Source organism: Pedobacter faecalis, assembly GCF_030182585.1.
GTDB lineage: Bacteria > Bacteroidota > Bacteroidia > Sphingobacteriales > Sphingobacteriaceae > Pedobacter > Pedobacter faecalis.
Genome location: NZ_JARXOW010000001.1, coordinates 284,249 through 299,871 on the forward strand (window position 1 = coordinate 284,249; position 15,623 = coordinate 299,871).

17 protein-coding genes are annotated in these 15,623 nt (G+C 48.4%); 5 read left to right on the top strand and 12 right to left on the bottom strand.

The window, feature by feature from the left end:
- Both QEP07_RS01265 and QEP07_RS01270 read right to left on the bottom strand, forming a co-directional pair.
- Positions 1–1,896 carry an OmpA family protein gene (locus tag QEP07_RS01265; protein ID WP_285008157.1) on the bottom strand — a complete coding sequence of 632 codons (1,896 nt, stop codon included), beginning with the start codon at positions 1,894–1,896 and terminating at the stop codon, positions 1–3.
- Positions 1,897–1,945: 49 nt separating this feature from the next.
- Positions 1,946–2,569 carry a 7-carboxy-7-deazaguanine synthase QueE gene (locus QEP07_RS01270; RefSeq protein ID WP_256006389.1) on the bottom strand — a complete coding sequence of 208 codons (624 nt, stop codon included), beginning with the start codon at positions 2,567–2,569 and terminating at the stop codon, positions 1,946–1,948.
- A gap of 95 nt (positions 2,570–2,664) precedes the next feature.
- On the opposite strand from QEP07_RS01270, the gene QEP07_RS01275 reads away from it, so the two are divergent.
- Positions 2,665–2,997 carry a Rieske (2Fe-2S) protein gene (locus QEP07_RS01275; RefSeq protein WP_285008158.1) on the top strand — a complete coding sequence of 111 codons (333 nt, stop codon included), beginning with the start codon at positions 2,665–2,667 and terminating at the stop codon, positions 2,995–2,997.
- A 10-nt stretch (positions 2,998–3,007) separates the two neighbouring features.
- Here the strand turns inward: QEP07_RS01275 and QEP07_RS01280 are convergent, their stop codons facing one another.
- From QEP07_RS01280 to QEP07_RS01305, 6 genes are read right to left on the bottom strand one after another with little or no spacing between them, the layout of a single operon-like run.
- A complete protein-coding gene (locus QEP07_RS01280) occupies positions 3,008–3,889 on the bottom strand; it encodes a bifunctional 5,10-methylenetetrahydrofolate dehydrogenase/5,10-methenyltetrahydrofolate cyclohydrolase (protein WP_285008159.1) in 882 nt (293 codons plus the stop codon).
- 19 nt (positions 3,890–3,908) lie between these two features.
- Positions 3,909–5,696, bottom strand: coding sequence for a translation elongation factor 4 (lepA, locus tag QEP07_RS01285; protein WP_256006382.1), 1,788 nt, complete (start codon positions 5,694–5,696; stop codon positions 3,909–3,911).
- Positions 5,697–5,738: 42 nt separating this feature from the next.
- Complete coding sequence (locus QEP07_RS01290; protein WP_285008160.1) at positions 5,739–6,479, bottom strand: copper homeostasis protein CutC; 741 nt, start codon at positions 6,477–6,479, stop codon at positions 5,739–5,741.
- Positions 6,476–7,510: a glycosylasparaginase gene (locus QEP07_RS01295; protein WP_285008161.1), complete on the bottom strand. Its 1,035-nt coding sequence runs from the start codon at positions 7,508–7,510 to the stop codon at positions 6,476–6,478. The genes QEP07_RS01290 and QEP07_RS01295 overlap by 4 nt, the downstream gene beginning before the upstream one ends.
- A 1-nt stretch (position 7,511) precedes the next feature.
- A complete protein-coding gene (locus QEP07_RS01300; protein WP_285008162.1) occupies positions 7,512–8,315 on the bottom strand; it encodes a nitrilase family protein in 804 nt (267 codons plus the stop codon).
- A gap of 11 nt (positions 8,316–8,326) precedes the next feature.
- On the bottom strand, positions 8,327–9,472 hold the full coding sequence (locus QEP07_RS01305; protein WP_285008163.1) for a methionine aminotransferase: 1,146 nt from the start codon (positions 9,470–9,472) through the stop codon (positions 8,327–8,329).
- Between the two features lie 45 nt (positions 9,473–9,517).
- On the opposite strand from QEP07_RS01305, the gene QEP07_RS01310 reads away from it, so the two are divergent.
- Positions 9,518–10,288, top strand: a complete 771-nt coding sequence (locus QEP07_RS01310; protein ID WP_285008164.1) for a queuosine precursor transporter — start codon at positions 9,518–9,520, stop codon at positions 10,286–10,288.
- On the opposite strand, the gene QEP07_RS01315 is transcribed toward QEP07_RS01310, so the two are convergent.
- Complete coding sequence (locus tag QEP07_RS01315; protein WP_256006366.1) at positions 10,289–10,654, bottom strand: response regulator transcription factor; 366 nt, start codon at positions 10,652–10,654, stop codon at positions 10,289–10,291.
- Positions 10,655–10,757: 103 nt separating this feature from the next.
- On the opposite strand from QEP07_RS01315, the gene mgrA reads away from it, so the two are divergent.
- From mgrA to QEP07_RS01330, 3 genes are read left to right on the top strand one after another with little or no spacing between them, the layout of a single operon-like run.
- The gene (gene mgrA / locus QEP07_RS01320; protein ID WP_285008165.1) at positions 10,758–11,756 is read left to right on the top strand and encodes an L-glyceraldehyde 3-phosphate reductase; all 999 of its coding nucleotides are present in this window, start codon (positions 10,758–10,760) and stop codon (positions 11,754–11,756) included.
- 6 nt (positions 11,757–11,762) lie between these two features.
- A complete protein-coding gene (locus tag QEP07_RS01325) occupies positions 11,763–12,410 on the top strand; it encodes a YceH family protein (protein ID WP_285008166.1) in 648 nt (215 codons plus the stop codon).
- Positions 12,411–12,464: 54 nt separating this feature from the next.
- The gene (locus QEP07_RS01330) at positions 12,465–12,743 is read left to right on the top strand and encodes a hypothetical protein (RefSeq protein WP_256006360.1); all 279 of its coding nucleotides are present in this window, start codon (positions 12,465–12,467) and stop codon (positions 12,741–12,743) included.
- Positions 12,744–12,765: 22 nt separating this feature from the next.
- Here QEP07_RS01330 and QEP07_RS01335 read toward each other — a convergent pair whose 3' ends face one another.
- From QEP07_RS01335 to QEP07_RS01345, 3 genes are read right to left on the bottom strand one after another with little or no spacing between them, the layout of a single operon-like run.
- On the bottom strand, positions 12,766–13,158 hold the full coding sequence (locus QEP07_RS01335; RefSeq protein ID WP_285008167.1) for a hypothetical protein: 393 nt from the start codon (positions 13,156–13,158) through the stop codon (positions 12,766–12,768).
- 46 nt (positions 13,159–13,204) lie between these two features.
- Positions 13,205–13,900 carry a DUF421 domain-containing protein gene (locus QEP07_RS01340; RefSeq protein WP_285008168.1) on the bottom strand — a complete coding sequence of 232 codons (696 nt, stop codon included), beginning with the start codon at positions 13,898–13,900 and terminating at the stop codon, positions 13,205–13,207.
- On the bottom strand, positions 13,894–15,612 hold the full coding sequence (locus QEP07_RS01345; RefSeq protein ID WP_285008169.1) for an FAD/NAD(P)-binding protein: 1,719 nt from the start codon (positions 15,610–15,612) through the stop codon (positions 13,894–13,896). Before QEP07_RS01345 ends, QEP07_RS01340 begins: the two co-directional genes overlap by 7 nt.
- Between the last annotated feature and the right edge of the window lie 11 nt (positions 15,613–15,623).

Consider the following 15,623-nt stretch of genomic DNA (forward strand, 5'->3'; position numbering starts at 1 on the left):
CTACATCGCTGTGATTTTAAAGGAAGTTCTCCGGTTAAGGCTTCTGTCTTTTTCTGTTGAATTTCCGGCGATAGGTGCCGTTTCTCCGAATCCCTTAAAGCTAAGTCGCGAGGCCTGAATACCGCTGTCAACGAGATGGTTATGCACCGACTTCGCCCTGGCTAACGATAACTTAAGATTATCCTCGGGTTTGCCCACATTGTCTGTATGGCCTTGCACCTCAACCTGCAGCCCCGGATTATCTTTCAGGAAGCTGATCAGCGTATTCAGTTCTGTAAGCGAAGCGGGTAACAGCTCGCTTTTGTTCGTTTCAAAGAAGATGTTTTTCATCACCAGTTCCTGGCCAACTTTCAGCCTTTCCATCAGTATCTCCACGTTGAAAGGTTTTCCCGCCCGGGCCTCCTTTAGTGCATAGTGTGCTGAGAAAAATAAGTAGCCCTCGGCAGCCGCCTCAAAAGCATAGTCATTGCCTAAAGGCATCACTGCTGTAAATTCTCCGTCTGTGTCCGACGTATAGTCATTAAAGAGCAGTACATTATCCGATAGACGCGCCACCGTAACCTCCGCCTGGACGAATTTTCCGCTTTCCTTATCCTTTACAATGCCCTTTACATAGGTGACTGGTCCCGGTTTCTTTTCCGCCGGAATTTTGAAACTATAGATGTCCATATCGCCATAACCCCTGTCCAGTTCCGCAGAATATAAACCCTCCGTGCCATCCGCCATTACCACCAACCCCGACTCTTCGTTGAACGTGTTCAGCGGATAACCCATGTTTTCGGGTTTGGTCCAACGCCCTGTAGCATCCATACGACTCACAAAAATATCCTTATTTCCAAAGCCGGGCCATCCGTCGGAAGAGAAATAGAGCGTTCTGCCATCGGCATGCATAAAGGGCGTGTGTTCATCGTAGGGGGTATTGATCTCCGGACCGAGATTCACAGGCTCCGCCCAATATCCATCGGCCTTTAGTGTGCTTTTCCAGATGTCATAGCCACCCTGGCCACCGGGCCGGTTGCTCACGAAATACAGTGTTCCTCCGTCCGGACTGACGGCTGGTTGTGATTCCCAGTAAATGGTGTTTACCGGTGCACCCAGATTGAACGGCGCAGCCCAGGCGTCGCCTTCCTTCTTGCTGAGGTAAATGTCGCAGCGTCCGAGTCCGTCGGGACGATTGCATCCCGTAAAGAACAGATATCTGCCGTCAGCTGAAATGGATTGCGCCCCTTCATTAAATCCGGAAGTGTTGATCCGGTCACTCAAAGGAACCGGAGCAGTCCATGCCCCGTCCTTCTTCCGTGAGATAAAGAAATCTTCATTGTTATGTACGTTTCGGCTAAAAATCAATTGCGTCCCATCAGCCGTCATTGCCGGAAAGTAGTCCCGGAATTCCGAATTGACTTCAGGGCCGAGGTTCTCCGGCGAATAGGGAAGCGGAGTGGTCACCGCGTTCACGGCAAACTCAAAATCTGCCAGGTACTTGTTCGCTCGCCTCTTAAAATCTGGATCCGTACCCCGGTAACGATCCAGAAAAAGGCGGATGTTTTCCAGGCCATATTTGTAATCCCCGGTTAAGAGGCAGGCCTCCGACAGTCCGAAATAGGCCCTTGGGTCCACCACCTTAGCTATGAGCAGATACTTTACAAAAGCAGCTTTAGCATCTGCATACCGCTTTTGTTTTCGCAGTATGTCACCCAATTGAAGCCAGGCATAAGCGAATTCTGGGTCTTCTTTGAGAGCCGACTTAAGGTTTTCAACGGCTGGGTTGTACGCTTCATCTTTTAAATATCGCTGCGCTTTATCGAAAGCAGTCTGGGCTTTTTTATTTGAAGTTACCTGAGCATGTGAAATACAGGGGAAGAGGAAGAAGCATAAGCCAAATAGCCATCTATTCATAATGCGGTATGACATGCAGAATAAATATCGCTATAAAATGGCTTAATGCCTACGGAATATTTAAATATTTATGCGTTTGCAGGGAAATCTCCCACTTAGGATTCGCCATCACATAGTCGATAATCAGGGGTGTCACAACTTTAGATTTCGACCATTCGGGCTGCAGGTAAAGCTTACAGTCCTTAGATACGGTCTCGGCATACTGCTCTGCCCATATAAAGTCGCTTTTATTAAATACAATAACTTTAAGCTCATTTGCAAAAGGGGTAATGTCAGGCCGTGGCGCTTTAAATTTCTTGGGCGACAAGCAAATCCAGTCCCAGTAACCCGACAGTGGATAGGCACCCGAAGTCTCGATGAAGGTCTTTATACCTCTTTTCTGAAGTTCCGAAGTAAGGTAATTTAAGTTATAGATAAGCGGTTCCCCGCCCGTTATTACCACAGCTTTTCCTGGATACCCGGCTGCCTTTTCAACGATCGCATCCGCGTGGGTCAGCGGATGCAGTTCTGCATCCCAGCTTTCCTTAACGTCACACCAGTGGCAACCCACGTCGCATCCGCCAAGGCGGATAAAGTACGCCGCCTTTCCAGTGTTAAAACCTTCACCTTGTATCGTGTAAAATTCTTCCATCAAGGGAAGCCAAGTGCCGTCGTCCGGAATGTGGTGTGCCATAACTGAGGGCGCAAAGTTAAATAAAATAAAACAAGCAAAACGTAAATCGCTATATTGAGCATGCTTTAATGACCAATCAATGAAGAAGCATCCCAATGATCAAGTGGCATAAGTTAGATATTGAACTCCCTGAGGGCGAGTTTGTAAAGCAGATACAAATCGACGGGAAGAAGCTATGCCTTGCCAGACATCGGGACCAGCTGTATGTTGTACAAAACCAGTGTCCGCACGCCGGAGGTATCTTAAGCGGAGGCTGGTGCCGTAATGGTCACCTGATTTGCCCTATACACCGCTGGGAGTATAATCTGGATACAGGTAGAGGTGCGGCTGGCCAGGGCGACTATATAAAAATATATCCGATAGAAGTCAGACCCGAAGGCTTGTTTGTAGGCATTGAGCAAAGCTTCTGGGGAAAGCTGTTCGGCTAACCCGCAAAGCTTACTGGTATATTTCTTTCTTCGCCGAAGCAAGCGTGTTTTTCAGCAGGCCGACGATAGTCATTAAGCCAACGCCACCGGGAACAGGAGTGATCCACGATGATATTGGTGCAACATGTTCAAAATCCACGTCACCATACAGTTTATAACCTGACTTAGTCGTTTCTGAGGTTTCCCTGTTCATACCCACATCAATTACGATGGCACCAGGTTTTACCATATCTGCCGTGATGTAGTTTTTTCTGCCGATAGCGGCAATCAGGATATCTCCCTGCAAGCACATTTCTTTTAGATTCGTCGTCTTACTGTGGGTAAGCGTTACGGTACAGTTGCCCGGATTCGCATTGCGACCCATCAGGATACTCATGGGGCTTCCAACTATATTACTCCTTCCAACAACTACGCAGTGCTTGCCTACGGTATCAATACCGTACGACTGCAGCATAAGCATAATCCCATAAGGGGTAGCGGGAATAAAACAAGGGAGGTTCCGCATCATCCGGCCCAGGTTAATCGGGTGGAATCCGTCTACATCTTTCCGGTGATCAATTTTCTCTGTAACCTTTTCCGGATCAATATGCTTAGGTAATGGCAGTTGAACAATTAAGCCATCCACTCCAGCGTCCTGATTGATTTCTTCCACCTTCGCAAGCAGTTCCGCTTCCGTAACCGAATTATCGTATCGCACCAGGGTCGACTGGAAACCTACCTTCTCGCAATTCTTCATCTTGCTGGCTACATAAGTTTCACTCCCGCCATCATGACCAACCAATATAGCCACCAAGTGAGGCTTGCGCCCGCTTGCAGTTAAAAATTCAGCGGCTTCAGCTGCAATGTCCTGTTTGATTTTCTCCGATACGTATTTTCCGTCGAGTAACTGCATATATTGAGATGGTTTTAGGTTAGTCTAATTTGAGTACGGCCATGAAGGCGGTTTGTGGAATCTCTACGTTTCCAACCTGCCGCATACGTTTTTTACCTTGTTTCTGCTTTTCAAGCAACTTACGCTTTCTGGAAATATCCCCGCCATAACATTTTGCGGTAACGTCCTTACGCAAGGCGCTTAAGGTTTCCCGGGCTATAACTTTGGCACCGATCGACGCCTGAATCTTTATTTCAAATTGCTGTCTGGGGATCAGTTCCTTCAGCTTTTCACATATTTTCTTGCCGAAATCATAGGCATTGCTCCGGTGGATCAGGGAAGACAAAGCATCCACAGGTTCCTCATTGAGCAGCATATCCAATCGTACCAGGTCCGACTTACGGTAACCTATCTGGTGGTAGTCGAACGACGCATAGCCTCTGGAAATCGTCTTGAGCTTATCATAAAAATCAAATACGATCTCACCCATCGGCATCTCAAACACCAGCTCCACCCGGTCAGACGTGAGATAAGACTGGTTGATAATAATCCCTCTTTTCTGAATACAGAGCGACATTACCGGTCCAACAAACTCTGCCTTGGTAATGATGTTCGCTTTGATAAAAGGTTCTTCAACAGAATCAAGTTTACTCGGGTCAGGCAAATCAGAAGGATTATTTACTACGGTCTCCACACCCTTGGTAGTCTTCGCTATGTACGAAACGTTTGGTACTGTCGTTATAACCGTCATTCCAAACTCCCGCTCCAGACGCTCCTGAATAATCTCCATATGCAGCATTCCTAAGAATCCGCAACGGAAGCCGAAACCAAGAGCAGCAGAACTTTCGGGTTCAAACACAATGGAGGCGTCGTTAAGCTGCAACTTGTGCATGGCCTCCCTGAGTTCCTCAAACTCGTCTGTATCTACCGGATAAATCCCCGCGAATACCATAGGCTTAACCTCCTCAAAGCCCTGTATAGATTCAGGGGATGGCCTGTCTACGGTAGTGATCGTATCACCAACCTTTACCTCGCGTGCTTCCTTAATACCCGAGATAATATAGCCTACGTCTCCGGTCTTCACCGAATTCCGCGGCGCCATATCCAGCTTAAGAATACCTACCTCATCAGCAATATATTGTTTGCCGGTGTTGATGAACTTTACTTTGTCATTCTTTTTGATCTCTCCGTTCACCACTTTATAATAAGCGATGATCCCCCTGAACGGGTTAAACACCGAGTCGAAAATCAGCGCCTGCAGCGGCGCTTCGGGATCACCTACCGGAGCAGGTACACGATCTATGATCGCCTGAAGGATATCCGGGATGCCCATTCCGGTCTTACCCGAGGCAGGGATAATTTCCTCACGTTTGCAGCCTATCAGGTCGATAATCTGATCCTTAACCTCTTCTGGCATAGCACCGGGAAGATCCATCTTGTTCAGGACCGGAATAATTTCCAGATCATGCTCCAGGGCAAGATAAAGGTTAGATATTGTTTGCGCCTGTATGCCTTGAGACGCGTCTACAATCAGCAAAGCCCCTTCGCAAGCCGCAATGGAGCGCGATACCTCATAAGAAAAATCGACGTGTCCAGGCGTATCGATCAGGTTCAGCACATATTCCTGCCCATCTACGGTATAGTTCATTTGGATGGCGTGACTTTTAATGGTAATACCACGTTCACGCTCAAGATCCATGTTGTCCAGCAACTGGGCCTGAGCCTCACGCTGACTAATGGTTTTGGTGTACTCCAGTAAACGATCGGCTAAAGTGCTCTTGCCGTGGTCAATATGTGCAATAATGCAGAAATTACGTATATGCTTCATCAGTGGCGCAAAGATAGTGTTTTGGTGGAATTATTCAGTGAATTATTGAGCGCCGCGGGCAAGCCGGATAAGTTCGCTAACCAACTGACTGTCGGTGAGGTCGTAACTAAACTCATCTGTTTCGGCCCCCATACACAGCCCCTCATTCCTGAAAAGCATGCCGCCAGGCTGCAGCCTCCGCGCCGATGCGTGAAATTCCAGAGCGCCGGTGCGCTGAATAAGCCCGGCAATATTTGTTGTATTAACACCTGCGCCAGGCATGATGCTAATCCGCCCTGCCGATAGGCGGACCAATTCTGATATGGTATCAGCTCCTTCCACAGCAGAGGCTTTTCCACCAGAGGTCAAAATGCGTTCGCAGCCCAGTTCAATGATGTCTTCCATGGCTTCAACCAGGTCCCTGGTCATGTCGAAAGCCCTGTGAAACGTAACGCCCATCGAACCGGCTAACCCTATGAGTTCCGCACAACGCGCTTTATCCACAGTGGCATCCGTGTGTAGAATCCCGATCACAACCCCGTCGCAGCCGAGTGCTTTGCACTGAAGAATGTCCTCCTTCATGATTTCAAACTCCAGATCCGTATACAGAAAGTCGCCACCACGCGGCCTGATAATGGGGTATACCTGGATATTCAGAAGTTGCCGAGCCAGTTTAATCTGCGCATAACTGGGGGTGGTTCCACCCTCAGGCAGGTTGTCACACAACTCCACCCGCACTGCACCACCTCGCTGTGCCTCAAGTGCCGAACGCAGCGAATTGGCGCAAACCTCCATATTAATCATGAGTTGTAATAGCTTTTTCCGTCCACCAGCACGTCATTCCGCTGTTTGTTACAAACCGCATAACTGAAACCCTTTTGAATAGCATAGGCGCCATATTCGCCCTTTTTATTAAGTGCCAGAAAGCCCACCTGGATCTGCTTTGCCGTTTCTGGCTTCTTTCTGATGATCCGCATCACAGCCTCTTTACAGGCCGCCTCCGGCGGATATCCCTGTCGCATCAGTTCCACCACCAGAAAGCTGCCCACGTTCCTGATCACCTCTTCACCTACGCCCGTCGAGGTAGCGCCGCCAACTTCATTATCGACATACAACCCGGCACCTATTATAGGGCTGTCGCCCACACGTCCGTGAAGTTTAAACGCCATGCCACTGGTCGTGCAGGCGCCCGACAAATTGCCCTTCGCATCCAATGCCAGCATACCTATCGTATCGTGATTATACTGGTTGCCCGGTAGTTTTTTTGGGGCAAGCTTGTCATAAGACCTGTTTTCTATATTCATTACGGGCGAGTATTTCGCCGTTTTAAGCCATTCTTTCCAGGCCTTTTCCGATTCAGGCGTAAGGAGATTCACCTTTTCAAAGCCATTCTCCAGCGCAAATTGCAGGGCTCCATCCCCAACAAGCATCACGTGAGGTGTCTTTTCCATCACCATGCGAGCCACGCTGATCGGATGCATAATATGTTCCATACCCGCAACTGAACCGCAATTGCCGAATTCATCCATGATGCAAGAATCAAGCGTTACCCGCCCGTCCCGATCAGGAAAGCCACCGTAGCCCACCGTCTGAACCTTCGGGTCTGCCTCCGGAACGCGTACACCCTGTTCCACAGCGTCGAGTGCCCTGCCCCCGGCCGACAACACCTTCCATGCCGCCTGGTTGGCCGGAATACCGAAATCCCATGTTGAGATCACCACCGGCTCAATCCCGTTTGCCATACCCGCCACGATATTGCCGGCTTTGGTCTGGCCAACGCCAGCAAACGCAGCAGAAAGTGCCGACGCTTTAAGAAATTTTCTTCTGTCAAACATACTACAACATTTTAAACTTGTCTGCGTCCTGCAGAAATGGAAAACTTTCCCGGGTCTTGATCAGCTCTTCGTAGCTGATGCTGAATGTGTACAGATCTTCATCCTCCGGTTTGTAGTATACCGTTTTTCCCATCGGGTCGATGCATTGGGAGTGCCCGCTGTGGTACATTTCATTTCCGTCGTGGCCCACCCGGTTAGCCGCAATCACATAAGACTGGTTTTCTATTGCGCGCGCAGGAATCAGCGCATTCCAGTGGGCCGACCGCTTATCCGGCCAGCTGGCGATGATCAGCAGAGCATCATACTCCCCATTTTGGTTGCGCAGCCATACCGGGAAACGCAGATCGTAGCAAATGGCCAGTCGGATGTTCCAGCCTTTTAGATTTACAATCACCTTTTCATTTCCAGGGGTATATCTGGCGTCTTCGCCACCCAGACTAAACAAATGGCGTTTATCGTACGTGCTGTAACTGCCATCGGGCAACATCCAGATCAGCCGGTTAAAGTAGTTGCCCCCTTCTTTAATAATCAGACTCCCCGCTACTGCACAATCATACTTCACCGCCGTGTCTGCCATCCATTTCATGGTTTTACCATCCATTTCTTCGGCAAGAGCCTCAGCATTCATGCTAAAGCCCGTATTGAACATCTCTGGCAAAACAATCAGGTCTGTTTTTTCCTTGATGCCCATGGAGAGCCGGAGACTTAAATTCTGGAGGTTTTTATCCACGTTTTCCCAGAAAAGATAAGCCTGGAAAATAGTGATCTTTAAATTGCTGATACCGGATTTACTGATTTGTTCCATATCAAGATGGGCTATAATTTCATTAACCTTTCAACGGCCTTTTCCAGGGTATCTTGCCTTTTCGCAAAACAAAAGCGCAAAATACCATGATCCGTACGTTTGGTATAAAATGCAGAAACAGGGATGGACGCCACGCCAAAGTCAGTAATCAATCGCTCCGCAATCTCTGTATCTTTCTCCTCACTAAAATGCCGGTAACTAACGCACTGGAAGTAAGACCCCTCACAAGGTAGTAATTTAAATTTAGTTTCCGACATCAGGCGCCGGAACAGGTCGCGCTTCTCCTGAAAGAAAGCTGACAACCCCAGGTAACTTTCCGGGTTGGCGAGGTATTTTGCAACACCGGCCTGCATTGGGGTGTTCACACTAAATACATTAAACTGGTGCACCTTCCTGAACTCTTTGGTGAGTTCAGCAGGGGCCAGGCAGTAGCCCATTTTCCAGCCGGTCGTATGCAGTAATTTGCCAAAGGAAGCAATTACAAAGCTACGTTCCCGCAGTTCGGGGTGGCGACAAACACTTTCGTGCACGTTCCCGTCAAAAACGATATGTTCATACACTTCATCACTCAGAATCAGCACATCGGTGTTCCGTGTCAGCTTAATGAGTTCCTGTATGTCAGCTTCACTCAGCATTTTACCTGAGGGATTTTGCGGGGAGTTCAAAATAATCATCCGCGTATTTGCGCTGAACAGCTTTTTCACCATATCCCAGTCGATCTCATAGTTTGGCGGAGCCAGCTCGTAAGGCTTCACCAAACCGCCGAGCAGCCGCACAGCGGGGGCATACGCATCATAGGCCGGCTCAAAGATGATCACCTCATCGCCCGCGCTTATGCAGGCGCTTAGCGCCGTAAATATGGCCTGGGTACCGCCCGCCGTTACCGTGATCTCAGTTTCGGGATTATATGAGGCGCCGTACAGATTTTTAGTTTTCTCGGCAATCAGTTCCCGGAGCACCGGCAAGCCCGTCATAGGGGCATATTGGTTCATTCCTGAGCGCATAGCCTCGTTAACCGCTTCTATCAGCGCAGGGTCGCAGTCAAAATCAGGAAAACCCTGGGAAAGATTAATGGCATTATGTTGCCCGGCAAGCTTAGACATGGTCGTAAACACCGTTGTGCCAACGCCGGGTAGCTTCGATTGTATAGATATCATGTAAGGGCGAAAATATCAGATTTATTTAATAATTTCAACCTTCGTATGAGTTCAAAGACCAAAGAGAGCAGGCTTTTGCTGATGCTGGGCAGCTTCTTCGTTGCCAACGCAGTCCTGTCCGAATTTATCGGCGTTAAAATATTTACGGTAGAAGGCTCGCTGGGCATCAGTCAGTTCAATATCAACCTGCTTGGCGTTCCCAATTTGTCTTTCAATATGTCGGCCGGCGTACTCACCTGGCCGCTCATTTTCATCATGACCGACATCATCAACGAATATTATGGCATCAGGCAGGTTAGGTTCCTTTCCCTGCTTACCGCTGCGCTGATCGCGTACGCCTTTATTGTAGTTGGCGGCGCCATGCAGCTTACACCATCCGATTTCTGGGTAAACCAGCAGGTTAACGGAGAGGCGCTCAATATGAATAACGCTTTCGCAGGGATATTCGGCCAGGGCATGTGGATTATTGTCGGCTCCATTATCGCCTTTATTGTTGGCCAGATTGCCGATGTGCTGATCTTCCACCGGATCAAACGCCTCACAGGCGAAAATAACCTGTGGCTGCGGGCTACCGGCTCTACGCTTGTTTCCCAGTTTATCGACAGCTTTGTTGTTATATTTATCGCTTTTTACCTGAATCCGCAATACCAGTGGAGCTGGCAGATGGTCGCTGCGATCGGCCTGGTCAACTATACCTATAAATTTATCGTCGCCATCCTCATGACCCCGGTTTTATACCTTGTACACGGTGCCATAGATCGCTACCTAGGCAAGGAACTCGCGCAGCGAATGATACAAATGGCAGGTCGGAAGTAGCTAGTCGTTCGGAAGGAGTTTCTTTACCTGTGTAATCAATTTGTCAAGGTCGAAGGGTTTACTGATAAAGCTATCTGCACAAGCCTGCTCCAACACCGCTTTTTCTGCGGCGTGTGCCGACATAACAATCACTTTAATCTGGTCAGCGTCTTTAGAAAGTCTGATATCTCGACAAATATCGATGCCGTTTCCATCTGGCAGCATCACATCCAGCAGCACAAGATCGGGTTTAGGATTATTCATGGTCTCGTAGAAAGCGGTGGCTGTCGCCGACGAAAAGACCTGGTATCCGCTATCCATCAGTATGTATTCGATGATGAATCTGATGTCATCATCATCTTCAACAACGTGTATAATTTTACCCATATCAAATTAATCGTAACTCGTATTACCTAACGAAATAACATCAAAAAGGTTTTTGACAATCATAACTACCTTCCAAATTTGTACTTAATACATATATTTGGTCATGCACTATACACCCTCATCAACCAGATATACATCAATGCCTTATCGCCGCTGCGGTAACAGCGGCATCAAGCTCCCTGCCATTTCGCTCGGCTTATGGCATAACTTCGGTCATGTCGACCAGCTCGAGAATTCCGCAGAGATACTGCGCCTGGCGTTCGACTGCGGCATAACGCATTTCGATCTTGCAAACAACTACGGGCCGCCTCCGGGATCGGCCGAAGAAAACTTTGGTAAATTACTTAAGCGCGATTTCTCAGGTTATCGCGACGAGATGATTATTTCCTCGAAAGCTGGTTATACCATGTGGGAAGGGCCGTATGGCGACTGGGGTTCCAAGAAGTATCTGGTATCCAGTCTTGATCAGAGCCTTAAGCGTATGGAGCTCGACTATGTGGATATATTCTATCATCATCGTCCCGATCCAAATACACCATTAGAAGAAACCATGAGCGCGCTCGACCTGATTGTGAGACAAGGGAAGGCACTCTATGTAGGTATATCGAATTACCAGCCTGTTGAAGCCGAGCGGGCGATCCGTCTGCTTAGAGAGCTGGGTACGCCATGTCTCATTCATCAGCCGAAATACTCCATGTTTGAGCGCTGGGTGGAAAACGGCTTGCTGGATGTACTAGGTAGGGAAGGCGTGGGATGTATACCATTTTCTCCATTAGCCCAAGGCTTGCTTACTGACAAATATCTGAGCGGTATACCGGAAGATTCAAGGGCGGCAAAATCGCATGGGTTCTTAAAAGCGGATCAGATCACTGCAAGCCGGTTGCAGCAAATCAGGGCTTTGAACGAGCTGGCGCAGGGCCGCGGACAAAAGCTTGCGCACATGGCTTTAAGCTGGTTGCTGAAAGATCATCGGGTCACGTCGGTGCTTGTCGGGGCAAGCCGTGCCAGCCAGTTGGCCGACTCGCTGAAATGTCTGGATAACCTCGACTTCAGCGCAGAGGAACTTAGCCGCATAGACCAAATATTAACGCAGGAACAATAAGCATACATGGAAGAAAAATATACGCTCCCCGTGCTTAACGCGGAGGAAATTAGGGTGCTTGGGGTGCTCATGGAAAAGGCCAGGACCACCCCTGAATATTATCCCATGACCATAAACGCCATTACTGCAGCATGTAATCAGAAAACATCACGGAAGCCGGTAGTGCAGTACGACGAACAAACCGTTACGCTCACGCTTGATGCCCTTAAGCGGAAAGGACTTATATCGACCGCAACAGGCGGATCAAGCCGCTCGGTAAAGTATAAGCATAACTTTGCAATCGTATTTCCGGTGCTCCCGTCGGAGGTAGCCGTCATATGCCTGCTTATGTTGCGCGGTGCGCAAACCCCGGGGGAGATCAATACCAATTCGGGCAGGATGTATGAGTTTGAGTCGCTCGACGAAGTCCAGGAGGTTCTTGAAAAGCTGGCGGCCGAGGAACCTCCGTATCTGATGCAACTGCCACGCAGGGCTGGGCAGAAGGAAGCAAGGTATGCGCATCTTTTCGCAGGGATCCCGGATGTCGAACAAGAAGCTGACGAGGCTTACAGTAAACCCGCGGGCGATTTGGAGCAGCGTTTGGCCAGTGTGGAAGAGGAACTCGCAACGCTGCGAGCCGACTTCGACAAGCTGATGAAGGAACTGATGGGTTAGGCAAACTTTTGCCCTCAGGCTATGTTTTATGTTTACACCTTTTAATGTAAGCATATGGAAACAAATAAAGCAGCCGATTCAGACAAGAACAAGACGCCGCAACCGGATTCGGAACACTATGATTTGGAACATCCGGAAAACCTTGCCATGCCCAAATTCAACAGTGCAACCGAGAAGCGGGAGGGCAGCGGATTGCCGCAGGTAGAGAACATGAACGATGAGCAGCGGAATATCGATACCGACGGTTCACACGATACGGACCTCCCTGAAACTGATCTTGGAAACGACAGGTCGGACGACGAGTCGGAGGATGAGAAGATCATCAGGACCTGAAGCACTTAAAAACAATAATGAATTACGGCGAGAGATCGCCGTTTTTTAATTTCTCTTCTTCCTTCTGGGCGGTCAGCTTGATCTTCTTCAGGTCAATACGCACCAGGTTATATAAGCTCATATAAACGTTGGCAATCCATACAATGGAAAAGCCGGCAAGGATATACCCGCGCCAGTCCGGGTACAGCAGGGTGTATTTAGTGACAATAAGAAGCAGAATGGTCACGTAGTGGCTAAAGCAGTATTCACAGGTAAACATATAAAATAGCTTGCGCTGAAACAGGCTTTTGCAGCTTTTAGATCGCTCAACACAGAATTCCCGAGGTTCTCTGAACACCTCTTCTTTTGTTACCGTCCAGGCTATACAAGCTACAGGTATTGCCAGGATAAAAATCCAGTATATCGGTGGAGTCATATGATTTGAAATATGTGTTATAACAACCGTTAAGCAGGCTTTGTTTCTACCGGATTCTCTGGACGTTCAATGCCTTCACCCATCGCTTCCGTTTGCATTTCTTACATTTATGCTCGCTGGCGGGTTTTAGTTCTACCGCTCTGCCACAATACTGGCATGCATATACACCGCCTTTTTCAATTTTAATGAACCATTTCTCAAACTCTTCCGGAAGTATTGGTAGGCCGTATTGCACTTTATCATCAGGAAAGAAATACACACTCAGGTTGCCCGAAGTTTCCAGAATAGCCGTGTCTACCTGTCCCAGATGTGCAACACTCTGCTGTCTCAGTTCGGCAAAGAACTCGTCATATGCCAGCGCTTCCTTTCCGAAATTATCGATAGAAAATTCACCGTCCCTTACCAGATACACAGGTTTGCCCTCCACCAGATCTTCAAAGTGCTGGCTCTTAGCCATCATATAGGTGGTAAGCCGGTAAGCCGCCACGACCACAGAAAAGATCACCACAGGTATTGCCAGACCAACTTCCTTATAAAACATCGGGTCGCCGGCTGCGGAACCCAAACTAATGATCACCACGAGCTCGAACACCGAGAGCTGCTTCACGCCGCGTTTACCAAGCAGGCGCAATCCGAGCAGTATGATGAAATACATGATGATCGTTCTTAGCGCGATCTCAACAAGAAATTCCCAGTTTTCTTCGCCTATCAGGAAGGCGTTCCAGTCAATAGCCATCAGCATCTCAGTGAATTTAAACTTTTCATAATAACTTCGGAGGCCGTGGCACAGAAATCCAGCCCTGAGTAATCAGGATTATAGCCTCCAATAAAAGGAACAGCCATTACGTAAATGCGTTCATTGTAAGCGTTGTAAGCGTCCACCACCTGAAAGCTGTCGTTAATCGCGATACCCGGCACGCGTAAAAAATATCTGCCCTCTGTATCTTTTTCCACCAGCCCGCTGTCTTCTTCCAGAGCCTTTAGGCCATTTTCCGGGTTTCTGAACTGCACGCGGGCCGGACTTACCGCACGTTGTTCTTTCAAAGCCTGAAACGGGAAATCCTTAAATGCAAGATGTGGCTGGCCCGTACAGTCCACAAACAAGTCGTACCCTTGCGCCAGGTGTTGGCCCGATTCATCGATACGATGATAAATCACGCCGCCCTCAGGTTTCACTTCCACCCGGCTATCGTCGCCCACCGCTATAATTTCCAGCACCCCTGCCTGAAATAAAGCAATCATTTCTTCGGCAGAACGCTGCGGCACACAGGCAATAACAATGGAAATTAAGGGCATGAGGACCTTTTGCAACCGCTGCATATCCTCTGCCGAAAAATACTTTGCCGGATAATTCATGGCGTAACTTAGTACGGCAAGCGATTCCTTCCAGTATACCGACTGCTTCCTTCTGATCGATTTCTCCGCCTCTGCATATTCCGCCTTAAAAAGCTGTACCGGGTCTATGTCCAGACGACGTGCCATCATTTCCGAGACAAAATCTTCCATTTGCATGTCACGGATCTGATCATAAAATTCCCGATGTTTTTCACACATCAGATCTTTAAATCTCTTTTCAAATACGTAGTCGAGCGACAAAAACCCATCGTTTTGCTCCCTGTTCCGCTGAATGTCTTCCCAGCTAAGCCGGGTGTATTGCGAAGAAAGCAGGTCGTCCGAATGAAAGCGCACCGCAGGGAGAAGCCCGCTTCGGGAGTGCATCACGATCTTAAAGTTCTTACTGTCTTCATCAGGCGTGTATACCAACTGGCCAGCTTTATTTCTTGAAAACCTTCCGTTATGTTGACTAAGCGTCTTTATGGCATCAATGGCAGTAAGCGAAGCGCCTTTTAGTGCTATTGGAAAATCTACTTTAAGGGAAAGTTTTGCAGGAGGGTAGGGCGAATCATAACATCCTTTTTCGGTTTCTTCACAGTCCTTCGGCCACAAATGGCCTGTACACACGATGATATGGTCGTAATCCTTAGCAGTGCCATCAGAGAGATGTACCCTGACTTTCTTCACATCAGCATTGTCCGAGAGATCCGTTACCTCCGCGTTAAAAAACACCGAAGCCTGAATCCCTTTTTCTTTCGCCAGTTTCCTGAGCAAATTGAATTGCTCGCAGAGATAGTCGCCAAACAATAATCTGGGCAGAACCTTGTACTCGTGGAAAGTATCAAGATTAATGTTAAACCGGCTCAGTGTGTCAGGATGAACCTTCTGGATCCAATCCTCAATCGGAATCACCAGTTCCGGTATCTCATTGCCCGAAACGTTGGTGATATGTTCATCATTAGCGCCCTCGCTACTGTATGGCATACCGGCACCAGGCTTGTTTTTTCTCTCGAATACATCGATGCTGATGTCATGCCGGCCAGACTCAATAAGTCTTTTAAACATAAACAACCCGCCCGGACCACCGCCAACAATGGCTATATTTTTTAGCTGTTCCAACTTTTATATGC

Coding starts and splice junctions, on each gene's coding strand:
- QEP07_RS01265 (WP_285008157.1), bottom strand. CDS start 1,896: ATGAATAGATGGCTATTTGGCTTATGCTTCTTCCTCTTCCCCTGTATT.
- QEP07_RS01335 (WP_285008167.1), bottom strand. CDS start 13,158: ATGACTCCACCGATATACTGGATTTTTATCCTGGCAATACCTGTAGCT.
- QEP07_RS01330 (WP_256006360.1), top strand. CDS start 12,465: ATGGAAACAAATAAAGCAGCCGATTCAGACAAGAACAAGACGCCGCAA.
- QEP07_RS01280 (WP_285008159.1), bottom strand. CDS start 3,889: ATGCAGTTACTCGACGGAAAATACGTATCGGAGAAAATCAAACAGGAC.
- QEP07_RS01300 (WP_285008162.1), bottom strand. CDS start 8,315: ATGGAACAAATCAGTAAATCCGGTATCAGCAATTTAAAGATCACTATT.
- QEP07_RS01340 (WP_285008168.1), bottom strand. CDS start 13,900: ATGCTGATGGCTATTGACTGGAACGCCTTCCTGATAGGCGAAGAAAAC.
- QEP07_RS01290 (WP_285008160.1), bottom strand. CDS start 6,479: ATGATTAATATGGAGGTTTGCGCCAATTCGCTGCGTTCGGCACTTGAG.
- QEP07_RS01325 (WP_285008166.1), top strand. CDS start 11,763: ATGGAAGAAAAATATACGCTCCCCGTGCTTAACGCGGAGGAAATTAGG.
- QEP07_RS01315 (WP_256006366.1), bottom strand. CDS start 10,654: ATGGGTAAAATTATACACGTTGTTGAAGATGATGATGACATCAGATTC.
- lepA (WP_256006382.1), bottom strand. CDS start 5,696: ATGAAGCATATACGTAATTTCTGCATTATTGCACATATTGACCACGGC.
- QEP07_RS01275 (WP_285008158.1), top strand. CDS start 2,665: ATGATCAAGTGGCATAAGTTAGATATTGAACTCCCTGAGGGCGAGTTT.
- mgrA (WP_285008165.1), top strand. CDS start 10,758: ATGCACTATACACCCTCATCAACCAGATATACATCAATGCCTTATCGC.
- QEP07_RS01305 (WP_285008163.1), bottom strand. CDS start 9,472: ATGATATCTATACAATCGAAGCTACCCGGCGTTGGCACAACGGTGTTT.
- QEP07_RS01295 (WP_285008161.1), bottom strand. CDS start 7,510: ATGTTTGACAGAAGAAAATTTCTTAAAGCGTCGGCACTTTCTGCTGCG.
- QEP07_RS01270 (WP_256006389.1), bottom strand. CDS start 2,569: ATGGCACACCACATTCCGGACGACGGCACTTGGCTTCCCTTGATGGAA.
- QEP07_RS01310 (WP_285008164.1), top strand. CDS start 9,518: ATGAGTTCAAAGACCAAAGAGAGCAGGCTTTTGCTGATGCTGGGCAGC.